Origin of the sequence: Paraflavitalea devenefica, assembly GCF_011759375.1 — a bacterium.
GTDB lineage: Bacteria > Bacteroidota > Bacteroidia > Chitinophagales > Chitinophagaceae > Paraflavitalea > Paraflavitalea devenefica.
This window is the reverse complement of the sequence record NZ_JAARML010000001.1, coordinates 1,481,910-1,501,626: the sequence shown is the minus strand read 5'-3', so window position 1 is coordinate 1,501,626 and position 19,717 is coordinate 1,481,910. Positions and strand designations below refer to the sequence as shown.

At 46.7% G+C, this 19,717-nt stretch carries 19 protein-coding genes; 4 read left to right on the top strand and 15 right to left on the bottom strand.

Translation table 11 applies throughout. The features are described 5' to 3' along the window. The first annotated feature begins 446 nt into the window (after positions 1–446). The 4 genes from HB364_RS06080 (at position 447) to HB364_RS06065 (ending at position 2,575) form a co-directional block, all read left to right on the top strand. A complete protein-coding gene (locus HB364_RS06080; protein ID WP_167286976.1) occupies positions 447–1,205 on the top strand; it encodes a hypothetical protein in 759 nt (252 codons plus the stop codon). 99 nt (positions 1,206–1,304) lie between these two features. After that, complete coding sequence (gene trmB, locus HB364_RS06075; RefSeq protein ID WP_167286975.1) at positions 1,305–2,018, top strand: tRNA (guanosine(46)-N7)-methyltransferase TrmB; 714 nt, start codon at positions 1,305–1,307, stop codon at positions 2,016–2,018. Then, positions 1,990–2,208, top strand: a complete 219-nt coding sequence (locus HB364_RS06070; protein WP_167286974.1) for a DUF5522 domain-containing protein — start codon at positions 1,990–1,992, stop codon at positions 2,206–2,208. The genes trmB and HB364_RS06070 overlap by 29 nt, the downstream gene beginning before the upstream one ends. Further along, positions 2,174–2,575 carry an MGMT family protein gene (locus tag HB364_RS06065; RefSeq protein WP_167286973.1) on the top strand — a complete coding sequence of 134 codons (402 nt, stop codon included), beginning with the start codon at positions 2,174–2,176 and terminating at the stop codon, positions 2,573–2,575. The genes HB364_RS06070 and HB364_RS06065 overlap by 35 nt, the downstream gene beginning before the upstream one ends. An 11-nt stretch (positions 2,576–2,586) precedes the next feature. Here the strand turns inward: HB364_RS06065 and HB364_RS06060 are convergent, their stop codons facing one another. The 15 genes from HB364_RS06060 to HB364_RS05990 form a co-directional block, all read right to left on the bottom strand. Further along, positions 2,587–3,057, bottom strand: coding sequence for a hypothetical protein (locus tag HB364_RS06060; RefSeq protein ID WP_167286972.1), 471 nt, complete (start codon positions 3,055–3,057; stop codon positions 2,587–2,589). 23 nt (positions 3,058–3,080) lie between these two features. Further along, complete coding sequence (locus HB364_RS06055; protein WP_167286971.1) at positions 3,081–3,662, bottom strand: DUF420 domain-containing protein; 582 nt, start codon at positions 3,660–3,662, stop codon at positions 3,081–3,083. A gap of 8 nt (positions 3,663–3,670) precedes the next feature. After that, positions 3,671–4,480, bottom strand: a complete 810-nt coding sequence (locus HB364_RS06050; RefSeq protein WP_167286970.1) for an SCO family protein — start codon at positions 4,478–4,480, stop codon at positions 3,671–3,673. A gap of 139 nt (positions 4,481–4,619) precedes the next feature. Next, entirely contained in the window at positions 4,620–5,075 is a 456-nt protein-coding gene (locus tag HB364_RS06045) for a cytochrome C oxidase subunit IV family protein (protein WP_167286969.1), read from the bottom strand. Between the two features lie 39 nt (positions 5,076–5,114). Continuing rightward, positions 5,115–5,789 (bottom strand): cytochrome c oxidase subunit 3, encoded by a 675-nt coding sequence (locus tag HB364_RS06040; protein ID WP_167286968.1) that lies wholly within the window; start codon positions 5,787–5,789, stop codon positions 5,115–5,117. A 58-nt stretch (positions 5,790–5,847) separates the two neighbouring features. Next, positions 5,848–6,414 carry a cytochrome c oxidase subunit 3 gene (locus HB364_RS06035; protein ID WP_167286967.1) on the bottom strand — a complete coding sequence of 189 codons (567 nt, stop codon included), beginning with the start codon at positions 6,412–6,414 and terminating at the stop codon, positions 5,848–5,850. 70 nt (positions 6,415–6,484) lie between these two features. Further along, positions 6,485–7,387, bottom strand: a complete 903-nt coding sequence (gene cyoE / locus HB364_RS06030) for a heme o synthase (protein WP_167286966.1) — start codon at positions 7,385–7,387, stop codon at positions 6,485–6,487. A 55-nt stretch (positions 7,388–7,442) separates the two neighbouring features. Further along, entirely contained in the window at positions 7,443–9,263 is a 1,821-nt protein-coding gene (locus HB364_RS06025; protein ID WP_167286965.1) for a cytochrome c oxidase subunit I, read from the bottom strand. Between the two features lie 57 nt (positions 9,264–9,320). Further along, on the bottom strand, positions 9,321–10,457 hold the full coding sequence (locus HB364_RS06020; RefSeq protein WP_167286964.1) for a cytochrome c oxidase subunit II: 1,137 nt from the start codon (positions 10,455–10,457) through the stop codon (positions 9,321–9,323). Between the two features lie 72 nt (positions 10,458–10,529). Continuing rightward, positions 10,530–11,765, bottom strand: a complete 1,236-nt coding sequence (locus HB364_RS06015) for a quinol:cytochrome C oxidoreductase (RefSeq protein WP_167286963.1) — start codon at positions 11,763–11,765, stop codon at positions 10,530–10,532. A gap of 35 nt (positions 11,766–11,800) precedes the next feature. Beyond that, a complete protein-coding gene (locus HB364_RS06010) occupies positions 11,801–12,442 on the bottom strand; it encodes a c-type cytochrome (RefSeq protein WP_167286962.1) in 642 nt (213 codons plus the stop codon). A gap of 17 nt (positions 12,443–12,459) precedes the next feature. Further along, positions 12,460–13,053 (bottom strand): DUF3341 domain-containing protein, encoded by a 594-nt coding sequence (locus HB364_RS06005; RefSeq protein WP_167286961.1) that lies wholly within the window; start codon positions 13,051–13,053, stop codon positions 12,460–12,462. A gap of 64 nt (positions 13,054–13,117) precedes the next feature. After that, complete coding sequence (gene nrfD, locus HB364_RS06000; RefSeq protein WP_167286960.1) at positions 13,118–14,566, bottom strand: NrfD/PsrC family molybdoenzyme membrane anchor subunit; 1,449 nt, start codon at positions 14,564–14,566, stop codon at positions 13,118–13,120. A gap of 91 nt (positions 14,567–14,657) precedes the next feature. Beyond that, complete coding sequence (locus HB364_RS05995) at positions 14,658–17,840, bottom strand: TAT-variant-translocated molybdopterin oxidoreductase (protein WP_167286959.1); 3,183 nt, start codon at positions 17,838–17,840, stop codon at positions 14,658–14,660. Between the two features lie 159 nt (positions 17,841–17,999). Further along, positions 18,000–19,262: a c-type cytochrome gene (locus tag HB364_RS05990; protein ID WP_167286958.1), complete on the bottom strand. Its 1,263-nt coding sequence runs from the start codon at positions 19,260–19,262 to the stop codon at positions 18,000–18,002. Positions 19,263–19,717: the final 455 nt, after the last annotated feature.

The window sequence follows — 19,717 nt, the reverse complement described above, 5'->3', positions numbered from 1 at the left end:
GGGTGGGGGTCACAGGATAAACGTAGTGTAATGCCGTCCTTCGGGATGACTGGGGTTGACCACCACAGATTGCGCTACAGCTAACTGCCCCGTGGAGGTTCGAATCCTCCCTCTACAGCCAGAGCAAGCAACACATACACCCTGTCGGATTCTTCCGGGAGGGTTTCTTTTTTTATTCCCATTTTGGTAAAATAAGCCCGGCGCTTTATCTTTATTTCCTCTACGACGCTGTTCCTTCACCCGATGTGTCTCCTTTCAGTATCCTGTTATTCCAATACCTGATTAATTTTTTACGCAGTTTTCCTCTTCCTTAACTGCCTGGCATTCGTATGTCCATTTCTACACATATTATTCATAATTAAATAACTTATGAGTGTTTTTTAATTTAAAATAAGAAGTAATTTCGGTCATCATTTTACTATCAACCATTTAAACCTATTTATTGTATGCGAGTATCCAGCCTTCTCCGCTTCGTAGCCCTGTCCGCCGTGCTCTTTTCCGTGTCCTGCAAAAAAAGAGGACATTTTGAAGTTCCCTGTAAAATTGAAAAGATCATTTCCAGGTACCAGTATGATCTCAACAGTCCGGTAGAAGTGAACGTCTCTACGTTCACCAACAATGCCTGGGGCGATCCGGTAAGCATTATCCAGAGTGTGCCTACTACCGGCAGACCTCATTATTATTTTTATTATGACAACCATCGCCGTCTGACGACTTTTAAAGCCCAATATGCTTCGGATAATATTGAGTATTACACCAGGTATTTTTATGACAATAACCACTTCATTGTACGGGATACTACCTTGTATGCAGGCACAGATGTTAATAACCCCGCCTCTTTCTATCAAACATTTGTAAATGAATACTCCTATGATTCAAAGGGACGTATCTCCCAGGTAGCTTTCAAAGTAGTGGGAATACCCGGTTCGGAACATGTCACTACTTACAGTTATGATGCGCAGGGCAACCTGATCAGGCCTGGTGCTACCTACGACAACAAAACCAATTACCTCCGCACCAGCCTGGTATTGGCCTTTATGAACCGTGATTACAGTATGAACAATCGCGTAACAGCACTTAGCTATAACAGCAAAAACCTGCCCACTGCTTATCCTATATCAGGAGCCAATTCATCTCAGCCTTCTTTCTTTAATATACCTGTAACTGAAATCGAATATACCTGTGATAACAACGATATCGACTAATAATCGATAACCCCTGGGCACCTCTGCGGCCGGCATAACCCGTTGAAAGAATTACCCTTCTTTTCAGCGGGTTTTTTGATTTCGCTACTTTTGCGGCCTATGGGTCAAAAGAAACTGGTACGCTTTGCAGAGATGGCCACCTTCCCCAATGTGCTGCAATACCCGGAAAATATGCCGGGACGGTGGGCGGCGTTTTTTAAAAATGAGAATCCCATCGTGCTGGAGCTGGCCTGCGGCAAAGGGGAATATGCGGTAGGATTGGGCAGGCTGTTTCCGGATAAGAACTTCCTGGGCATAGACCTGAAAGGTAACCGCATCTGGGTAGGGGCTAAAAAGGCCCTGCAGGAACAGCTTGGTAACGTAGCCTTCCTGCGTACACAAATTGACCAGATCGCCAGCTATTTCGCACCTGGTGAGGTATCAGAGATATGGATCACCTTCCCTGACCCCCAATTGCGTACCGGCAAAGCCAAAAAGCGGCTTACCCACCCTAAATTCCTCCGGCTGTACCAACAAATACTGAAACCTGGCGGTTATATTAACCTGAAAACAGATAGCCCTAACCTGTACCGGTTTACCAAATGGGTGATTGACCTGCATGAGCTACCAGTAATGCAGGATAGTGACGATGTTTATGGCAGTGATAATGTTAGCGAAGTACTGAAGATCAAAACGCATTATGAAAGTCTGGACATTGCCCAAAGCAACCGGATCCATTACCTGCAATTCAGTTTGCCGGCCACACCGCTCCCTGATAAAAATGATGCTTTAAAAGAATTGCTGCGTGAAGAAGACTCTGACAGAAGGCGTTGATTATTATTATAATGAGCAGGGATACATGGTGTTTACAGCCCGGTATCACCTGGAGCGGGGACAATGTTGCGGCAATGGTTGTTTACATTGTCCCTATGATTATAGGAACGTTCCTGAACCACGCCGTACTGAACTACTCAATAAAAGAAAACAGGATGGCTACACGCAAGACAACGGTCAGGCCGGTTAAAAAAGAGAAACTGGCCAGTATTACACCCGCCGGGCGTAAAGACAATACTTTTTTCGAACTGGTATTTGAAGTAGCCCGGCAAATACCCAAGGGACGCGTTACTTCCTATGGCGCTATTGCAGCCTGCCTGGGCGCTAAATCTTCCTCACGTATGGTGGGCTGGGCCATGCATGGCGCTGATAAGGTGAAACCTAAAATACCTGCCCACCGCGTGGTGAACCGGAATGGCATGTTGAGCGGCAAGCATCATTTTGCCACCCCCACCCGCATGAAAGAGTTGTTGGAGAAAGAAGGTATTAAAGTGAAGAAAGATACCGTGGTAAATTTTAAGCAACTGTTCTGGGACCCTGCTAAAGAACTGATCTAAACCTGACAGGTTTAGCGTTGCCCTTCCAGTCGCGTCACTTCCTGGCTATTGAGGTTCAGCAAAACGATAATATTGTCTTTCCGGGGCATAAAAACGAGCAGGAGCAGAATATGAAAACCGGCCAATGCAATAAAGGCATAACCACCGGTAATCATAAAGCATATAACAGCCAGTAGTCCCGGCCCCTCTATCATGGCCCACCAAAGGATGCAGGCAGTACGGTACATACCCATCCTGGTTTCGCCCGGCGCCGTACTATTGCGGGCTTCCATTATCTTTCTTTTGAAGAGGTTAAAACCCACCAGTAATGCTGCTATGGATACCACCACGGCCACTACCTGTAAGGTCCTTTCCAGGGTAGGGTCTATTGATTGCCATTGTCCGAGCTGAACAAGGAGAATAAAGATGGCCGTAATCAGGAGAAAACCACCTGTTATTGCTAAGTGCAGTATTTTCAATGCCTTGAAAGCATCCTGTTGCATGCAATAAGTTTAGTCCAATATACTCAATAATACGGACTGATGAGCAGGTACACCAGCACACCGGTAACAGAAACATAAAACCATATGGGCCAGGTAATACGCGCCAGCTTTTTATGCCTGGGAAATTCAGCTATCATCGCACGATAGGCTGTAAACAATACAAAAGGCAGTATGATGGCGGCCAGGGGAATATGTGTTCCGAGAATGATATAGTAAAAGGTACGCAACCCAGTCACCTTGGCTTTTTCTGCTTCACTTACTACACCATCATGATCGAGGTCGCCAAACTTTGTATCACCGGCCAGCAGGTGATGACAGATGTAAGAAACAAGAAAGAGAACGGATAAGATCATGGCCGTAAACATGATCTTTTTGTGCAGCTCATATTTCCGCTGCTTTACTGTTATCAGCCCCACTGCCAGCAACAACGTTACTGCGGAATTGATGATCGCATTGGCTTTGGCAAAAACATGGATATCAAAGCCAGGGTCCACATCCAGTTTCACGCGGCCAAGCACCACCACAGCAGCAAATACCACGAAGGAAAAGATACCGATAAGCCACCAGGCCTTTTTGTCATTTTTTTCCAATACAGGAGCTAACATAAGTATAACTATTTCGTGTTTAATCGGGGTCTGCGCACCACCCATACGAATAGGGCCACGCCGGCTATCACCATCAGGAAAATGGGCCACAGCGAAAGCAATTCAGCCAGTACCGGAGAGGGCTTTCTCTTGTCTTTTTCCAGCATGAGCAGGGTGAGATCTTCCGCCAGTTTGGATAAAGCGGCTGAATCCAGTCCATTGTAATAACCGCGGATGATACCCTGCTTATCAATGAGCACAAACTTCTCCGTATGAATAAAAAGAGAGTCTACTGTGCCTCCATCCTGGGCGGGAAGCCTGATATCGTGCAGGATAAAATCATAGATCTGTTTCTTGGGGCCTGTAAGCATCCACCACACATCATGGTTCACCCCGAATTTATCAGCATACTTCTTAAGCACCGGTACCGAGTCTCTTTCGGGATCTACACTGAAAGACAGGAATTGCACAAAAGTAGTATCAATACGTTTCGTGATATCTTTCATCTTCAGGCTTTCCTGCAGGCCTTTCATATTACGGGTCAGGGAAGGACAGATAGAAGGACAGCGCGTAAAAAAGAAATCGGCAATAATAATACGTCCGCGCAGTTCATCCAGCGATACCTGGTTGCCCAGTTGATTGGTGAAGGTAGCATTGGGCAACTGGTACCAAACAGTATCCGTTACCTTTTTACCATTGATCACAGTATCAATAGTGTCTTCCGGATAAAACTTGCGAGGCATATTAACAGCATCCCGGCTAACCGACTTTACAATAAAATAACTGGCTACCGGCAGCAGGATGGCAATACACAAGGCTAACAATGCTTTCTGGCTCACGTTATTTATTTTGCTGCGCAAAGTTACCACAGGAAACGATGCAATACTGGTTTTGGGTAGGAAAAGCAGCCAATAAATAAAAAAACCATCCCGCCGCGGCGGGATGGTTTCAGCTATATAAATACCTTTTTACAGGTGTTTAGTGAACAGACTCAGGCTTGTGGCTTTCTTCCGCATGCTCGCCATGGCCGGCAGCTTTTTTCTCTACCGGAACAGTACTTTGCTCTTTGTGGTGGCGGTCATAGTCATTCCGGAGGTTCTTGTAGGAGTTGCCATCCCAAAGGAAGGCGGCAATGAACCAGATGAACAACAGCGCAGGTATGGCAATGGTCATGATCATATTCTTGATCTCATGACGCAGGTGCATGAACTCGGCAATGATATAGAACGCCTTGGCAGCAGTGAAAATGATGTACAGGATATTAAACATCAGTTTCAGGGAATGAAAGTGGGGCGCGATGAACATACCCACGATCAGCTCAATACAGGTGATCACCAATAAGATCCAGAATGTTCTCCAGATAGCTTTTGTATCGAAGCTGTGTTTTTCCTCATGTCCGTGCTCCGCAGTATGTGGTGTTTCAAACTTTTCCATAATAAATTGTATTGCTTGTTAGCGTTGATCAAATCTAAATTAGAACAGGTAGAAGCAAGTGAATACAAATACCCATACCAGGTCTACAAAGTGCCAGTATAAACCAGCTTTTTCAATCATCAGGTAATGGCCCCTGCGGTCAAATACCCCTCTGTAAGTCATGATAAACATGATGATGTTGATGATAACCCCGGAGAATACGTGGAAACCATGGAAACCGGTGATGGTGAAAAAGAAGTTGGTGAAGTTGGTAGAAGCTTCTGTACCGCCGAAATTATGGAAAGGATTCTTACCCCACCAGGCGCCCTGGTGATACAAGTGCGTCCATTCCCATGCCTGGCAGCCCAGGAAGGCAATACCGCCTATGATTGTCCAGAATAACCATTTTAATACACTCTTACGGTCATTGCTATGACCAGCGCCTACGGCCAGCACCATGGTTACAGAACTCATGATGAGGATGAAGGTCATTACACTCACAAATACCAGGGGCATATGCGTGTGGCCTGCGAAAGGGAAAGAAGAGAACACCTCATTCGGGTCGGGCCAGCCATTGCTGGAGAAGCGAACGGTGCCATATGCAATCAGGAATGCGCCAAAGGTAAAGGCATCACTCATCAAAAAATACCACATCATCAGCTTGCCATATTCCACATTGAAGGGACTTCTTCCGCCACCCCACCATTTTTGATTCGCTGGTACTGCTTGTGCCATGTGTTGTTATTAGTTTAAGTTCGAATTGTTTTTGTTCAATGTTCAATTACTATAACTCCTACCCCTTGATCAGGAAGAAAACGAACAGGTATACCCACAACAGGTCTACAAAATGCCAGTAAGTGCTTACCACTTCTACAGGCACTGCATTGTAGTTCCTGATCTTTGCGCTGAACGCCTTAAAGAACATAATGAGTAAAGCGATAGCTCCCCCCAATACGTGTACGGCATGCAGGCCGAAAATGATATAAAGGAACTGTCCAGCTCCCGACCCGCCTTCCAGCTTAATGCCGGAATGGTATAGCTGCTTAAAGCCGATCACCTGCATGGTGATGAACAATAAGCCCAATACAGCGGTCACCGTGATCAGGCTGCGGTATTGCTGCATGCTGCGCTCTTTAAACGCTTTCAGCGCTACCTGCATGGTGAAACTGCTGATGAGCATTACCGCCGTTGAATAATAAAAGATCTTTGGCACTACCACTGTGCTCCATCCGGGTTGCTCGCCTTTTACGATATAGGCACTGGTAAGCCCTGCAAACATCATAATGATGCTGCCGATGGCAATCCACAAGGTAAACTTGTGGGGATGGATTTTTTGTTGGCGCGAACTCACGATATTCATTCTAAATCAGTTCAATGTTACAATCAATTACACAAAATCACACGGTCTATGTCAATTGCTGACTTATTCTTTACAGTTTATCGGCCAGTAGTGCCAGCAGCACAATAGGCAGATAAATATAGCTGCTGAACATGACCCTCCTGGCTGCCTTCACTTCCATTTCGCGGTATAACCGTATGCTTTGCCAGGTCATGAAAATATTCGCAGCTACAATGATCCAGAAACTCATGATACCACTCATTCCAATCAGGTAAGGCAACATGCCTACCGGTATCAACACCAGGGAATAAATGATAGACTGGATGGCTGAGTACTTTCCGGGTCCTTCCACAGAAGGCATCAGCTTAAAACCTGCCTTGCTATAGTCGGTATGCGCAATCCAGGCGATGGCCCAGAAGTGCGGAAACTGCCAGAAGAACTGGATGCCAAACAATACCCAGCCTCCGATACTCAGTTCATCCTGCCCTGCAGCCCAGCCGATCAAACAGGGTAATGCCCCCGGTACGGCCCCCAGCAATACAGCGATGGCGCTCACCTTTTTCAGGGGTGTATACATGAAGGCGTAGATAAACCAGCTTACAGCAGCTACGATGGCTGATAACAGGTTAAAAAAATAACCCAGTATCAACAATCCGGCAACTACCGTAATGATGGCAAATGTCCATCCTTCTGTTACGCTCATCCTGCCCGATGCAACGGGCCGTTTGGCGGTACGTTTCATCATGGCGTCAGTATCCCTCTCCACTACCTGGTTCACTGCGTTGGCGCTGCCGGTGACCAGCATACCGCCTACAAAGAGCCAGATGATCATAGACCAGTCATAGACCACTACTTTCGGAGCCAGCAGGTAACTGATAACAGCAGAAAACACCACCATGAAGCTGAGGCTGAACTTAATCAGCAACATATAGTCCCGTACCTTGCCGGCTATTGTTAAAGAGCTATTGTGCTTCACGGTTTCCTGCTGCGTCATTAATATAAGTTTATACGTTGTGAGTGATTGTGGTAATACCACTTACACTTCAACATTAGTGCTTACTCTCATTGGGGCCGATAGGCTCCGTTTGCGGAATAAAGTCACGTCCATCCTTGCTGTAGTCATAAGCCCAGCGATGAACTTCAGGTATTTCACCAGGCCAGTTACCGTGTCCGGGCCTGATGGGTGCAGTCCATTCCAGGGTAGTAGCACCCCACGGGTTTTGTGTAGTTACCTTCCTGCCCTTGAAAATAGAGTAGAAGAAGTTGAACACAAACATTAACTGTACGGCAAATACGATCATAGCTACTGTAGAGATGAACTTATTGAGCTCAGAAAATTGCTTGAATGATTCCCAGATAGAATAATCCAGGTAGCGGCGTGGCATACCGGCCAACCCTTCATAGTGCATAGGCCAGAAGATGAGGTAGGCGCCTGCCAGTGTTACCCAGAAGTGGATGTACGCCATGGTATTGTTCATAAAACGGCCGTACATTTTGGGGAACCAGTGGTAGATACCGGCAAACATGCCGAAGAAAGCAGATACACCCATTACAATGTGGAAGTGGGCAATTACAAAGTAAGTATCATGCAGGTGGATATCGAGGGTAGAGTTACCCAGGAAGATACCTGTAAGACCACCGGAGATAAACAGGCTCACAAAGCCCAGTGCGAACATCATACCGGGTGTAAACCGTATGTTGGCCTTCCAGATCGTGGTAAGCCAGTTAAACACCTTGATCGCTGAAGGTACCGCGATAAGCAGGGTGAGCAATACGAATACAGAACCGAGGAATGGGTTAAGACCGGTAACAAACATGTGGTGCGCCCACACCAGGAAGGCCAGGATGGTAATCGCAAACATAGAACCCACCATCGCCATATAACCAAAGATGGGCTTACGGGAATTAACCGATAATATTTCAGAGGCCATACCCATGGCAGGTAACAGGATGATGTATACCTCAGGGTGACCCAGGAACCAGAATAAGTGTTGGTACAGGATAGCGCTACCGCCTTCATTGGGCAGGGCCTGTTTGATAGAACCGATATAGATATCAGACAGGTAGAAGCTGGTACCTGCGTGACGATCGAACAACAGCAGGATAAAGCCGGAGAACAATACAGGGAATGACAATACACCCAATACGGCTGTAAAGAACAGGGCCCAGATAGTCAATGGCAACCTGGTCATGCTCATACCCTTTGTACGCATGTTCAGTACAGTAGAAATATAGTTCAGACCACCGAGCAGGGAAGAAACTACGAACATTGCCATCGCCGTGATCCAGAGGTCCATACCGGTTTTGGAACCGGGTGAAGCATCGCCCAGCGCACTTAACGGAGGATAAGCAGTCCAGCCGCCGCTGAAAGGACCAGTCTGAATAAAGAGCGAAGAGATCATCACAATGCTACCACCGAAGAAGAACCAGTAGGACAGCATATTCATGAAAGGCGAAGCCATATCACGGGCACCGATCTGCAGGGGAATCAGGAAGTTGGCAAAAGTACCACTCAATCCACCGGTCAGTACGAAGAATACCAGTACGGTACCGTGCATGGTAACCAGCGCATAATAATTTTCGGGAGATATCTTTCCGCCCTTTGCCCAGCGGCCGAGCACGTCTTCCAGCCAGGGGAAAGTTTGGTCGGGATAGCCCAGTTGCAAACGGAACAATACAGACATCAGACCTCCGATGATAGCCCACACCATACCCGTTATCAGGAACTGTTTGGCGATCATCTTGTGATCCTGACTGAATACGTATTTGGTAATAAAGGTCTCTTTATGGTGGTGTACATGATGCTCATCGTGATGCACCTCATGCGTGGTGACTACCTCAGGATGCCCGTGCAATGCTTCGTTGCTCATGATAAATTATTTAATAGCGATGTTAATTCTTTTTCTTTTCTACACTAACCGTTTTGACTATGGATGCTTGGCTACGGTTTTAACCGTGTCTTTGGCACCTGTTGCAGTACTGTCTGCTGTTGGTGCAGGCGCAGCTTCAGGAGCCGGGAAAGCCAATGCATAAGCCGACTTTTGTTTCGCTCTCCACAGGATGAATTCCTCTGGTGTAACTACTTTAATGATCCCCTTCATAGAGAAGTGGCTGTTTCCGCACATCTGATCACAGGAGATCTCATATTCAAACTTCGGGTTCTTGGTGATCTGTTTCATTTCCTCCGTAGTGTATTGGGGGGTGAACCACATAGTAGTAGGGGTACCGGGTACAGCATCCATCTTCAGGCGGAAGTGAGATAAACCTACGTCGTGGATCACATCACGGGAATTAATGATCAGTTTCACCGGCTGGCCTTTTACCAGGTACATGGCGGTATTATCAACAATATCGTCAAAACCGGCAGGGTCAGCTTTCAGTTTGGCCTCACCGGCAGGCTGGTGATCCCTGCTATACTTAATGATGGTGGTATCTTTCCACAGCAGGCCTAACTGGTTACCTGCAGCTTCATCAATATTGCGGTAGTATTTCTTTCCGAAGGTATTATCCTTACCCGGATAGCGATAGATCCACGCAAATTGCTTACCGGTAATCTCCACCTGCATAGCATTCTCAGGTGCATCACCGGTCATGCGGAACCAGTAGAACAAACCAAAACCTACCAGTACGCAGAGTGTAATGGCCGGAACAGTAGTCCAGATCACTTCCAGCTTATTGTTGTGCGGATAATAGAATGCCTGCCTTTTTTCACTGTGCTGGTATTTATAGGCGAACCAGAACAACAATACCTGTGTAATCACAAATACAACACCACAAATGCCAATAGTGATGAACAACATGGTATCAATATTCTTTCCATGCTCTGAAGCTGAAGGGTAAGGCATCAGTGTTTTGTGGTACAACAGGTCGTTACACCACCAAACACCTACCAGTCCCAGCACCAGGAACACGACCATCAAAAACGCATTGATCCTGTTGTTTTGCTCGAAAGCTTTCTTCTCTCCTTTCAGCACAGATACATACTCACTGGCCTTGGCAATCTGAAAAGTGATCAGAAAGCCGAGGAGGAGAATCGCTAACAGAAATATTCCAGTAGTTGTCATGATCTATCAATAAATTTAATTCGACCTATCAAAGTTTAAATACTATTGAACAACACACGTGTTGATAAGCACTTACGTGTGGTGTATGATACTTTCTTTTATGAACGGATGGTTCCTGGCTATAAGCGGGTTCTTGCTCAGGGCATTGCCGGTAGCATTCATGATAATACCTACAAAGCCTGCAGCAATACCGAAATCAAGTAACAGCATACCTACGTTTACATGCTCGGGGTCAATGCTGGCAAATACCATCTGGTAGAAATCGAACCAGTGGCCAACGATAATCACCACTGCCATGAATACCATGGCGGTATAATTCCGCTTTGTTCCACGACGCATCAGTATTAATAACGGAGCTATGAAGTTGATGATAAAGCTGAACCAGAAGATGCCGCTATAAGGGCCTGCCTTGTGCCCCTGGGCGCCGATCCGTGATTTAAAGTATACGGTTTCCTCAGGAATGTTAGCATACCAGATCAGCATATACTGGGAGAACCACAGGTAGGTCCAGAATATGGAGAACGCAAACATGAACTTACCCAGGTCATGCAGGTGTTCCTGGTTGGTGTATTCCAGGTAGCCCTGGTTTTTCATGTAGATCACAAACAGGGCGATCAATGCCATGCCGGATACAAAGGTGCTGGCAAAGGTATACCAGCTATACATGGTAGAGTACCAGTGTGCATCGATGCTCATGAGCCAGAACCAGGGAATAGTAGACATTACAGTTAAACCAAACCAGGCAATGAACAAAGATGCCCAAACAGTGTTCTTGAAGATGTATTTACGGCCTGATTCAACATCAGGTAACGGATTATTATCCAGTTCGCGGGAAAGAGAGCGCATCTTTTTGCCCAGAACGATCCACAATACGATGGTCAGCACAGTCCAGGTAGTATAGAAAGGCACATTCAGGAATCCTTTTTTGTACTCAAGGATCTTATCGCCTTCCGGATGCAGCCAGTGGTAGATATGCGTACCTGGCACGAATATGATGAGCAGCAACACAATACCGGTGATCACGCCGATAGGTACTACTGCAGTTGAGATGGCTTCAGTAACTCTTCTGAACGACATTTGCCAGCCGCCCATAGCGAGGGTAGTAGCACAGATAAAGAACATAGCAGCATTTACTACCAGCAGGAAGAAAGCACTGTTCTGCAACAGGGCGCCCCAGAACAATTGCGGATGTTCTCCTCTTCCATAAGCGATAAATGCAATGATCAATGACAATACGCCTACTCCCATAAGAGCTGTTGACCAGGTCTTGTATCGCTTGGGTATTTCAAAAAATTCTCTTGAAGCCATTATCAACTATTTATAATTTCTGTATCTCGTGTCAGTTATTTTTTTACAGTAGTATCAGCAGCAGCGGCACCTTCTGAGCTGCCACCTTTTGCTTCAGTCTGCTTGTTCTTGATATATTGGATCACCATCCAGCGTTGTGTGGTGCTCAATTGAGAAGCATAACTTCCCATTTGCCCTTTACCATAGGTAACAGAATAGAACATCTGTCCCTCAGGCATATTCACATAGGCAGCACCACTGATCAGGTTGGCCGGAGCAGCGCCATAAGGGCCATCTGTTCCATCGCTCCTCTTATGCAATACGCCCTGGCCATCCAGTTTGGCGCCATGACATATACCACAGTTGATCAGGTATAAGCGTTCTGCTTCTTTCAATTGCACCTCGTCCAGCTTGGGCAAAGGATTAGCTACCTGTTTGGACAATATGTAGTTGGTAGTATCACCCTGCTTATCCTGTGCAATAGGGAAAGGCATTAATTCACCGCGCTTAATGGTGCCAGCCACAGGCATCGCATTGTAATTAATACCTTGTGCACGGAAGGTATCCAGGGATGTATAGGTTTCCACGGCACGGCTGTAAGCCATATCGGGCATATATACACGGCCTGGGTTCCTCTTATCACCGCAACTCCATACTACCAGTGCTACTAAAACAACTATGATTGATAATTTTTTCATCGTACTGAATATTCAGATTATGCTGTAACAGTTTCCGTTTTTTCTTCAAAAAGTTTTCTTTCCTTATCATAGCGACCCAGCCACCAGCCGGTTTCGGCATGCTGTACGTTAATTTCCTGCGCACCAGCACCCGACAGGAAAGCCTTTACCTCTTCAACATTGGTCTTATCGGTGCATTCGATCACCATTACAAATTTATCATCGGTGGCACGCAGGTCGAAATGGTGCTTTTTTACAAAAGGCGCCAGTTGGCAGAGGTAGCAAAAGGTCAATACCATCCCTACAGCAGCACACAATACGGTAAACTCAAAGCAGATAGGTACCCAGGCCGGCAATGCCAGGTGTGGCTTACCGCCTATGTCGAGCGGCCAGTCTGTGGTAAAGATCCAGGAGATGCTGCTCAGCGCAATGGTAGTACCGGTAATACCATACACAAATCCGGCAGTATGCAGGCTGGTGTCCCGGAGGCCCATAGCAGTATCCAATCCATGGATAGGCATGGGAGTATATACATCATGCAGCTTATAGCCGGCTTTGCGTACTTTTTTTACCGCATTAAACAGTACATCCTCCTCCTCAAAACAACCCACTACAAATTTTTTAACCGCCATATGAAGATTTTAAAATTTCTGGTTTCTGTATTCCTGATTTCTTCGGTTTTGAATAACTCAACTATTAATGATGCGCATGTTGGGTTTCGTGGTAATATTCCTCCACAGTCTTGGCTTCCACGTCCACCATTTTTGCCTTGTAACTTTCCCCTGATCTTTTCAGGATATGCTTGATCTCCGCAATCGCGATTACCGGGAAGAACTTCGAGAACAGGAAGTAGCAGGTGAAGAACAGCCCGAAAGTACCCAGGTAAAACCCTACTTCCCAGATGGTGGGACGGTAGTAGGTAGCCCAGCTACTGGGAATGTAATCCCGGTAAATAGAAGTTACGATGATCACAAAACGCTCGAACCACATACCGATATTCACGATTACCGACATGAAGAAGGTAACCACGATATTCCTTCTCATTTTGCGGAACCAGAAGATCTGTGGAGAGAGCACGTTACAACCCATCATCAGCCAGTAGCTCCAGCCATAGGGGCTGAACAGGTTCAGCCTGTTCTGGAAGAAAGCCCAGTTCTCATATTTATTAGCTCCATACCAGGAGATAAACAGCTCTGTTAAATAAGCAATACCCACGATAGAACCGGTTAACACAATTACCTTATTCATCACCTCAATGTGCTCTATCGTAATATAGTCTTCCAGCTTCAATACTTTACGGGTTACCAGCAACAGGGTTTGCACCATCGCAAAGCCGGAGAAGATCGCACCCGCTACGAAATAAGGCGGGAAGATCGTGGTATGCCATCCCGGAATTACAGAGGTAGCGAAGTCAAAAGATACGATCGTGTGTACCGACAATACCAGGGGGGTACTCAACCCGGCCAGTACCAGTGATAAACTCTCATGACGTTGCCAGTGTTTGGTAGAACCGGTCCAGCCGAATGACAGTACACCGTACATATGTTTTCTCCACTTCAGTTTGGCGCGGTCACGGATGGTAGCCAGGTCAGGAAGAAGACCGGAATACCAGAACAACAGCGACACGGTGAAGTAAGTAGAGATCGCGAATACGTCCCACAACAGGGGGGAGTTAAAGTTTACCCACAGCGGACCACGGGTGTTGGGATAAGGCATTACAAAGAAGGCCATCCACACACGACCCATGTGCCAGATCGGGAACTGGCCGGCGCACATTACCGCGAAGATGGTCATCGCTTCCGCAGCACGGTTTACACCGGTACGCCATCCCTGGCGGAAAAGTAACAGGATCGCAGAGATCAGTGTACCGGCGTGACCGATACCTACCCACCACACGAAGTTGGTGATATCCCAACCCCATCCGATGGTTTTATTAAGGTTCCACTGACCTACCCCATAAGTTACCTCGCGGTAGATAGAATAGGCACCAAACAATAACAAGATGACAGAGATGATAAAGCCGATCCACCAGGCGCGCGTAGGCGGCGCCTCAATAGGACGTACTATATCTTCCGTAACCTGGTGATAAGTCTTCGTGCCATCAACCAATGGGGGTCTTACTAACGATTCGTACTTTGATGCCATGTTTATTAGCTTTTAGCTATCAGCTTTTAGGCCTTAGCTGAAATTTTTTAGTTTTTACCTTTTCCTTATCAACGCTTCAGTACTGATTGCCTTAATGATGACCGGCAGCTTCTTTCTTTTCTGCACCATGTGCATCTGCAGCAGCCAGTTTCTCGCCAGTCAATACGCCAAGATTACTGATCTCATCGGTGTTACGCACTTTAGCCAGGTAGCTCACATTGGGCAGTACGTGGATCTGCTCCAGTGAATGGAACAGACGCAGCTTGTTTTCACTGCGCACCTTGCTTACAGCGCTGTTGGGATTGTTGGCATTGCCGAATACAATGGCGTCTGCCGCACAAGCCTGCTGACAAGCTGTTTTAACGTCTTCATCTTCCAACGGACGGCCGGCTTTCTTGGCCTTCAGCTTACCTTCCTGTAAACGCTGTACGCAGAAGGAGCATTTTTCAATCACACCACGGCTACGTACGGTTACATCAGGATTCAGCACCATCCTGGTGAGGTCATCATTCATCATCAGCACCACATCATCCAGCTTACCTTCTTCCACCAGGGGAACCTGGTTGTTGGCAAAGCTGTCGGCGCCTGTATAGTCAGCCCAGTTAAAGCGACGTACTTTGAACGGACAGTTATTGGAGCAATATCTTGTACCGATACAACGGTTATAAGTCATTTGGTTCAACCCTTCTGTGCTGTGGTTGGTAGCAGCTACCGGACAAACGTTTTCGCAAGGCGCATTGTCGCAGTGCTGGCAAAGCATGGGCTGGAATACGGTCTGGATGCTTTCCGGATCTTCGGGATTACCGCTGAAGTAACGGTCAATACGCAGCCAGTGCATATCATGGTAGCGCATCACTTCATGCTTACCTACTACCGGTATATTGTTTTCTGCGTTACAAGCCACCACGCAGGCGCCGCAACCATAACAACTGTTGAGGTCAATGCTCATACCCCATTTGATACCCGGACGTGGGTGGGTAGGATACAGCGTGCCTTCTTTTTCGTAGTCATCAATACCACCCCAGGGCTCCAGTTCCTTAGCCCTTTCGTTATAAATTACTTTAGGATCTTCCTTGAATTCTTTCAGGGTTACTTCCTTCAGTACTTCCTGGCGACCTTCATAGCTATTGTGCACTTGCACCATCGCTACTTTATAAATATCATTGGTCTTGGCAACCGTAACATTGGTAGCCACCCAATCAATGGTAGCGCCATTGTAGCTAAGCAAAGGATAAGCGTTTTTGCCCAATGCTGTACCATCCATAGCAACTACAGACCTGCCAATCTCCTTAGCCCTTCCGTAACCTACTGCGATGGCAATGGTATTGGATTGTACACCAGGTATTACAATGACAGGCAGCGATATTTCCTTATTGCCAACTTTAATGGTAATAACCGGTTTCTCCGGATTGACCTCATATTTATCAGCTTCCCAACGGTCGCTCAGGTTGATGCCATACGTCTTCGCCATTTGGGGAGAAATGATGGCGTAGTTGTCCCAGCTTACGCGGGTAATAGGATCGGGCATTTCCAGCAACCAGGGATTATTACCTTGTTTACCATCGCCCAGGGATACCTTCTGGTAGATAACCAGTTCCACATCGCCTGATTTCTTTAAAGCAGTGGCCGCAGCAACAGCCTGTGCCACACCGGCTCCATTGAAGGAAGGTGCTACACCGGTACCGGCAGCTTCTACTACACCATCCTGCAGGGCTTTTGTATAAGCATCATAGCTGCCCAGGCGGCTGGTCCAGTAGTTTTTGAAGAACACATCATAGGCGGCTGTAGCATTACCAGCCCATTTCAGGAGCGCGTCCTGGAATGGCCTTGTCTGGAACAAGGGATTGATGGTAGGCTGTATCATGCTGAATAAACCTGCTTTTGGTTCAGCATCGCCCCAGCTCTCCAGGAAGTGGGGAGCAGGTAAAATATATTTACACTCCTTCGTGGTTTCATCCTGCCTGTCGTTGAACGATACAGACAGTTTTACACGCTGAAGGGCTTTTTTGAAACGTTCGCCGTCGAAGTACTCATAAGCCGGGTTTACACCATATACCAGTAAAGCGCCTACGCGACCAGCTTCCATATCGGCTGTGAGGGTAGCCATTTCACTATCGAGGCCCTGATGGGTCAGGATGGGAGAAGCCCAGTTAATGGTAGAACCATAAGCACCGAGCGCTTCATTGATCGCATTGACAATGATCTGTATGCTGGGATTGTTACTGCTGCAAACTACCAGTGCCTTGCCCCTGTTGGCGGCCAGGTCTTTAGCAGCTTTCTCAATGCCTTCTTTCAGCTTACCGCTTACGCCGGCAGCACCCTGTCCGTTCACAGCGCTGAGCAATGCAGCAGCTACTACACCGGCCTCAGAAGGACGGTGGGTAAAGCGCTCATCGGCATTGGCGCCGGTCATGCTCATCATGCTCTCAAACTGGTAGTGCTTGCTTAAGGTGGGGTTCTTTTCATTCACCTTTCTGCCAGCCGTATAACCACGCTGGAATTCAACGGGGCTCAGCCAGGTACCGAGGAAGTCGGCGCCGATGCTTACAATTACATTGGCATTTTCAAACTGGTAAGAAGGGATGGCTTTCACACCATGGGTCGCTTCATTAGCCAGTATCAGGCCGCTATAGGAAGCGGCATCGTATTGAACATGGCGGCTTCCCGGATATTTGGCCAGGAATTCGCCAATAAGTTGTTTCGTAGTAGGAGAAGTAATGGTGCTGGTCAGCACTACTACAGGAGCGCCTCCGAGTACAGCCAGCGCATCGGTGATCATTTTATCAATGGACTCATAGCTGGCGGCAGAACCGTTGGCCATGGGATGCTTCAGGCGGGCTGTATCATACAGGTCAAGTACAGATGCCTGTACCCGCGCTGTGGTAGCGCCTTTGGTATAAGATGATAAGGTATTGCCTTCTATTTTGATGGGACGTCCGTCGCGTACTTTGGCGATCACGGGGATGGCTTCACCACCACTGATATAAGTGGTAGCGTAGTAATCAGCTACACCGGGAATGATGTCCTGTGGTCTGTTTACATAGGGGATTGCCTTACGCACAGGCGTTTCGCAACTGGCGGCAGCCATGGCAGCAGCAGTACTGAAACCAAGATATTTTAAGAAGTCTCTGCGGGAGGCCGGAGTATTGGCTAATCCGTTGCCTTCAGCTTGTTGAGACGGTAATGCTTCCGGGAATTCATCATTGGCCAACTGCTGATGGGCTTCACTGTTATTGAGCTCTGTAAAACTCTGCCAGTACTTTTTTTTAGCCATTTATATTAATTTGAAAATTAGGCAATTTGATAATTTGAAAATGGGTCGCTGGTTGTTTTTAAGTGCGGACTACATTCCAAACTTTGAATCTTATACTGTGCGTTTGAAAACCGGGTGGCGCAAAGGCGTTTTTAAATTTTCAATCAGCACATGGACGCATTAGTAGTGACATTTCTGGCACTCCAGACCACCGATATCAGCCACTGTTACACTGTCTCTTGTACCGGCTTTGATCTCGTTGTGATATTTCTCGTAAATGCTATAGAATTTGTTTCCTTCGCCTTTATCGTTATTGAAATCCACTTTGGTTTCACGGTGACAGTTTACACACCATCCCATGCTCAGCTCACTGGCCTGGTACACTTCATGCATGGCAGTGATCTCACCGTGACAGGTTTGACACTGTACCTTACCGGCGCGTACGTGCTGGGAGTGGTTAAAGTAAACGTGGTCGGGCAGGCTGTGGATCTTGATCCATTGGATAGGTTCTGTCTTCCCGGTGTACTGTTTTTTGACAGGATCATAACCGGCCGCTTTATAAATCTTTTTGATCTCTTCGGTACCATTCACTTCTGTGCCATCTTCGCGGTGGATCGGATCGCCGGTATATTCATTGATGGTGAGGTGGCAGTTCATACACACATTCACAGAAGGAATGGTGGCATGCTTACCTTCCCAGGCGCTGCCATGGCAATACAAACAGTTGATCTGGTTGGTGCCGGCGTGTACCTTATGCGAGTAAAAGATAGGTTGCTCAGGCTGATAAGCTTTCTGACGTCCCAGGCTTATCGCACCTTTTGCGAAAAAGAAACCAGCTACCACAAATAAGAACAGGGTGATCATGGTGATATAGGTCTTATTGCGATAGAAGGGGATGGGTTCACCAGAAGGGGTACCCTCTTTATCAGCGGCCAGCTTCCTCAGATTGCTGTTTACCTGCAGCATGATGAAAGCTACTACGGCCAGGATGAGGGTAAGTACGCCATACAGGATAGCATCATCATTGGGTCCCATCTTACCATCAGGCCCACCTGTTTCACCGGGGGCTTTCGCTACAGGAGCTTTATAGTCCCTGACGTATTTGAGGATGGCATCAATTTCAGGATCTGTAAGCTGTGGGAAAACGTTCATCGGCGTTTTATTCCACTTATTATACAGCTCCACGAAGTATTTATTACCTGATGCGATTACTTTGGAATTGTTCCGGATCCAGTCATGTAGTAGTTTTTTATCCTTTACACGATCTTCGATTCCTTTGAGTGCGGGTCCGGTCAGGTCTTTGTCCACTTTATGGCAGGTAGCACAATTATCCTGGAACAATTTAGCACCATCCTGGGCTGCCAATTTGCTTCCGAACGACAATACAACAATCAATAATGCACTGAGAAAAATTCCTTTGACAATTGGTCTATGGTCAATCATATCAGTTGAATATGATGAGATTATGTGGAAAAATTTCCTGAATTGGCTGCAAAAATAAGTCAGGATTTCAACAAAATATCAACATGTTTAAATTTTTTTTAACGCAGTCTGGGCGCGGGTTTCAGCCGATTTATTGTATCATAAATCATTCTGTCATGACATTTATGTCATGTTTTTGTCACCCACTTTTGGGAAGGTTAGAGAGGTAAGAGTTACACTTAAGCAGGAAAAATCGGGAAACATATTAAGGTTTTAAGGGTTACGAGTCTATTGCAATCACTCTAAACGTAAGATGTCCAGCCTTTTATTGCAGTAGTGGAGAAATATTCCGAACGTTTTTTGGGCGGGGAGTTGTAGTGGAATGCGCTGAGGGTTGTATGGGAATGCTTAGGGTATGGCCTAAGTATGCCCTGAACCTTGCACTGGTACACTATAGAACTATACATATTTAGAGC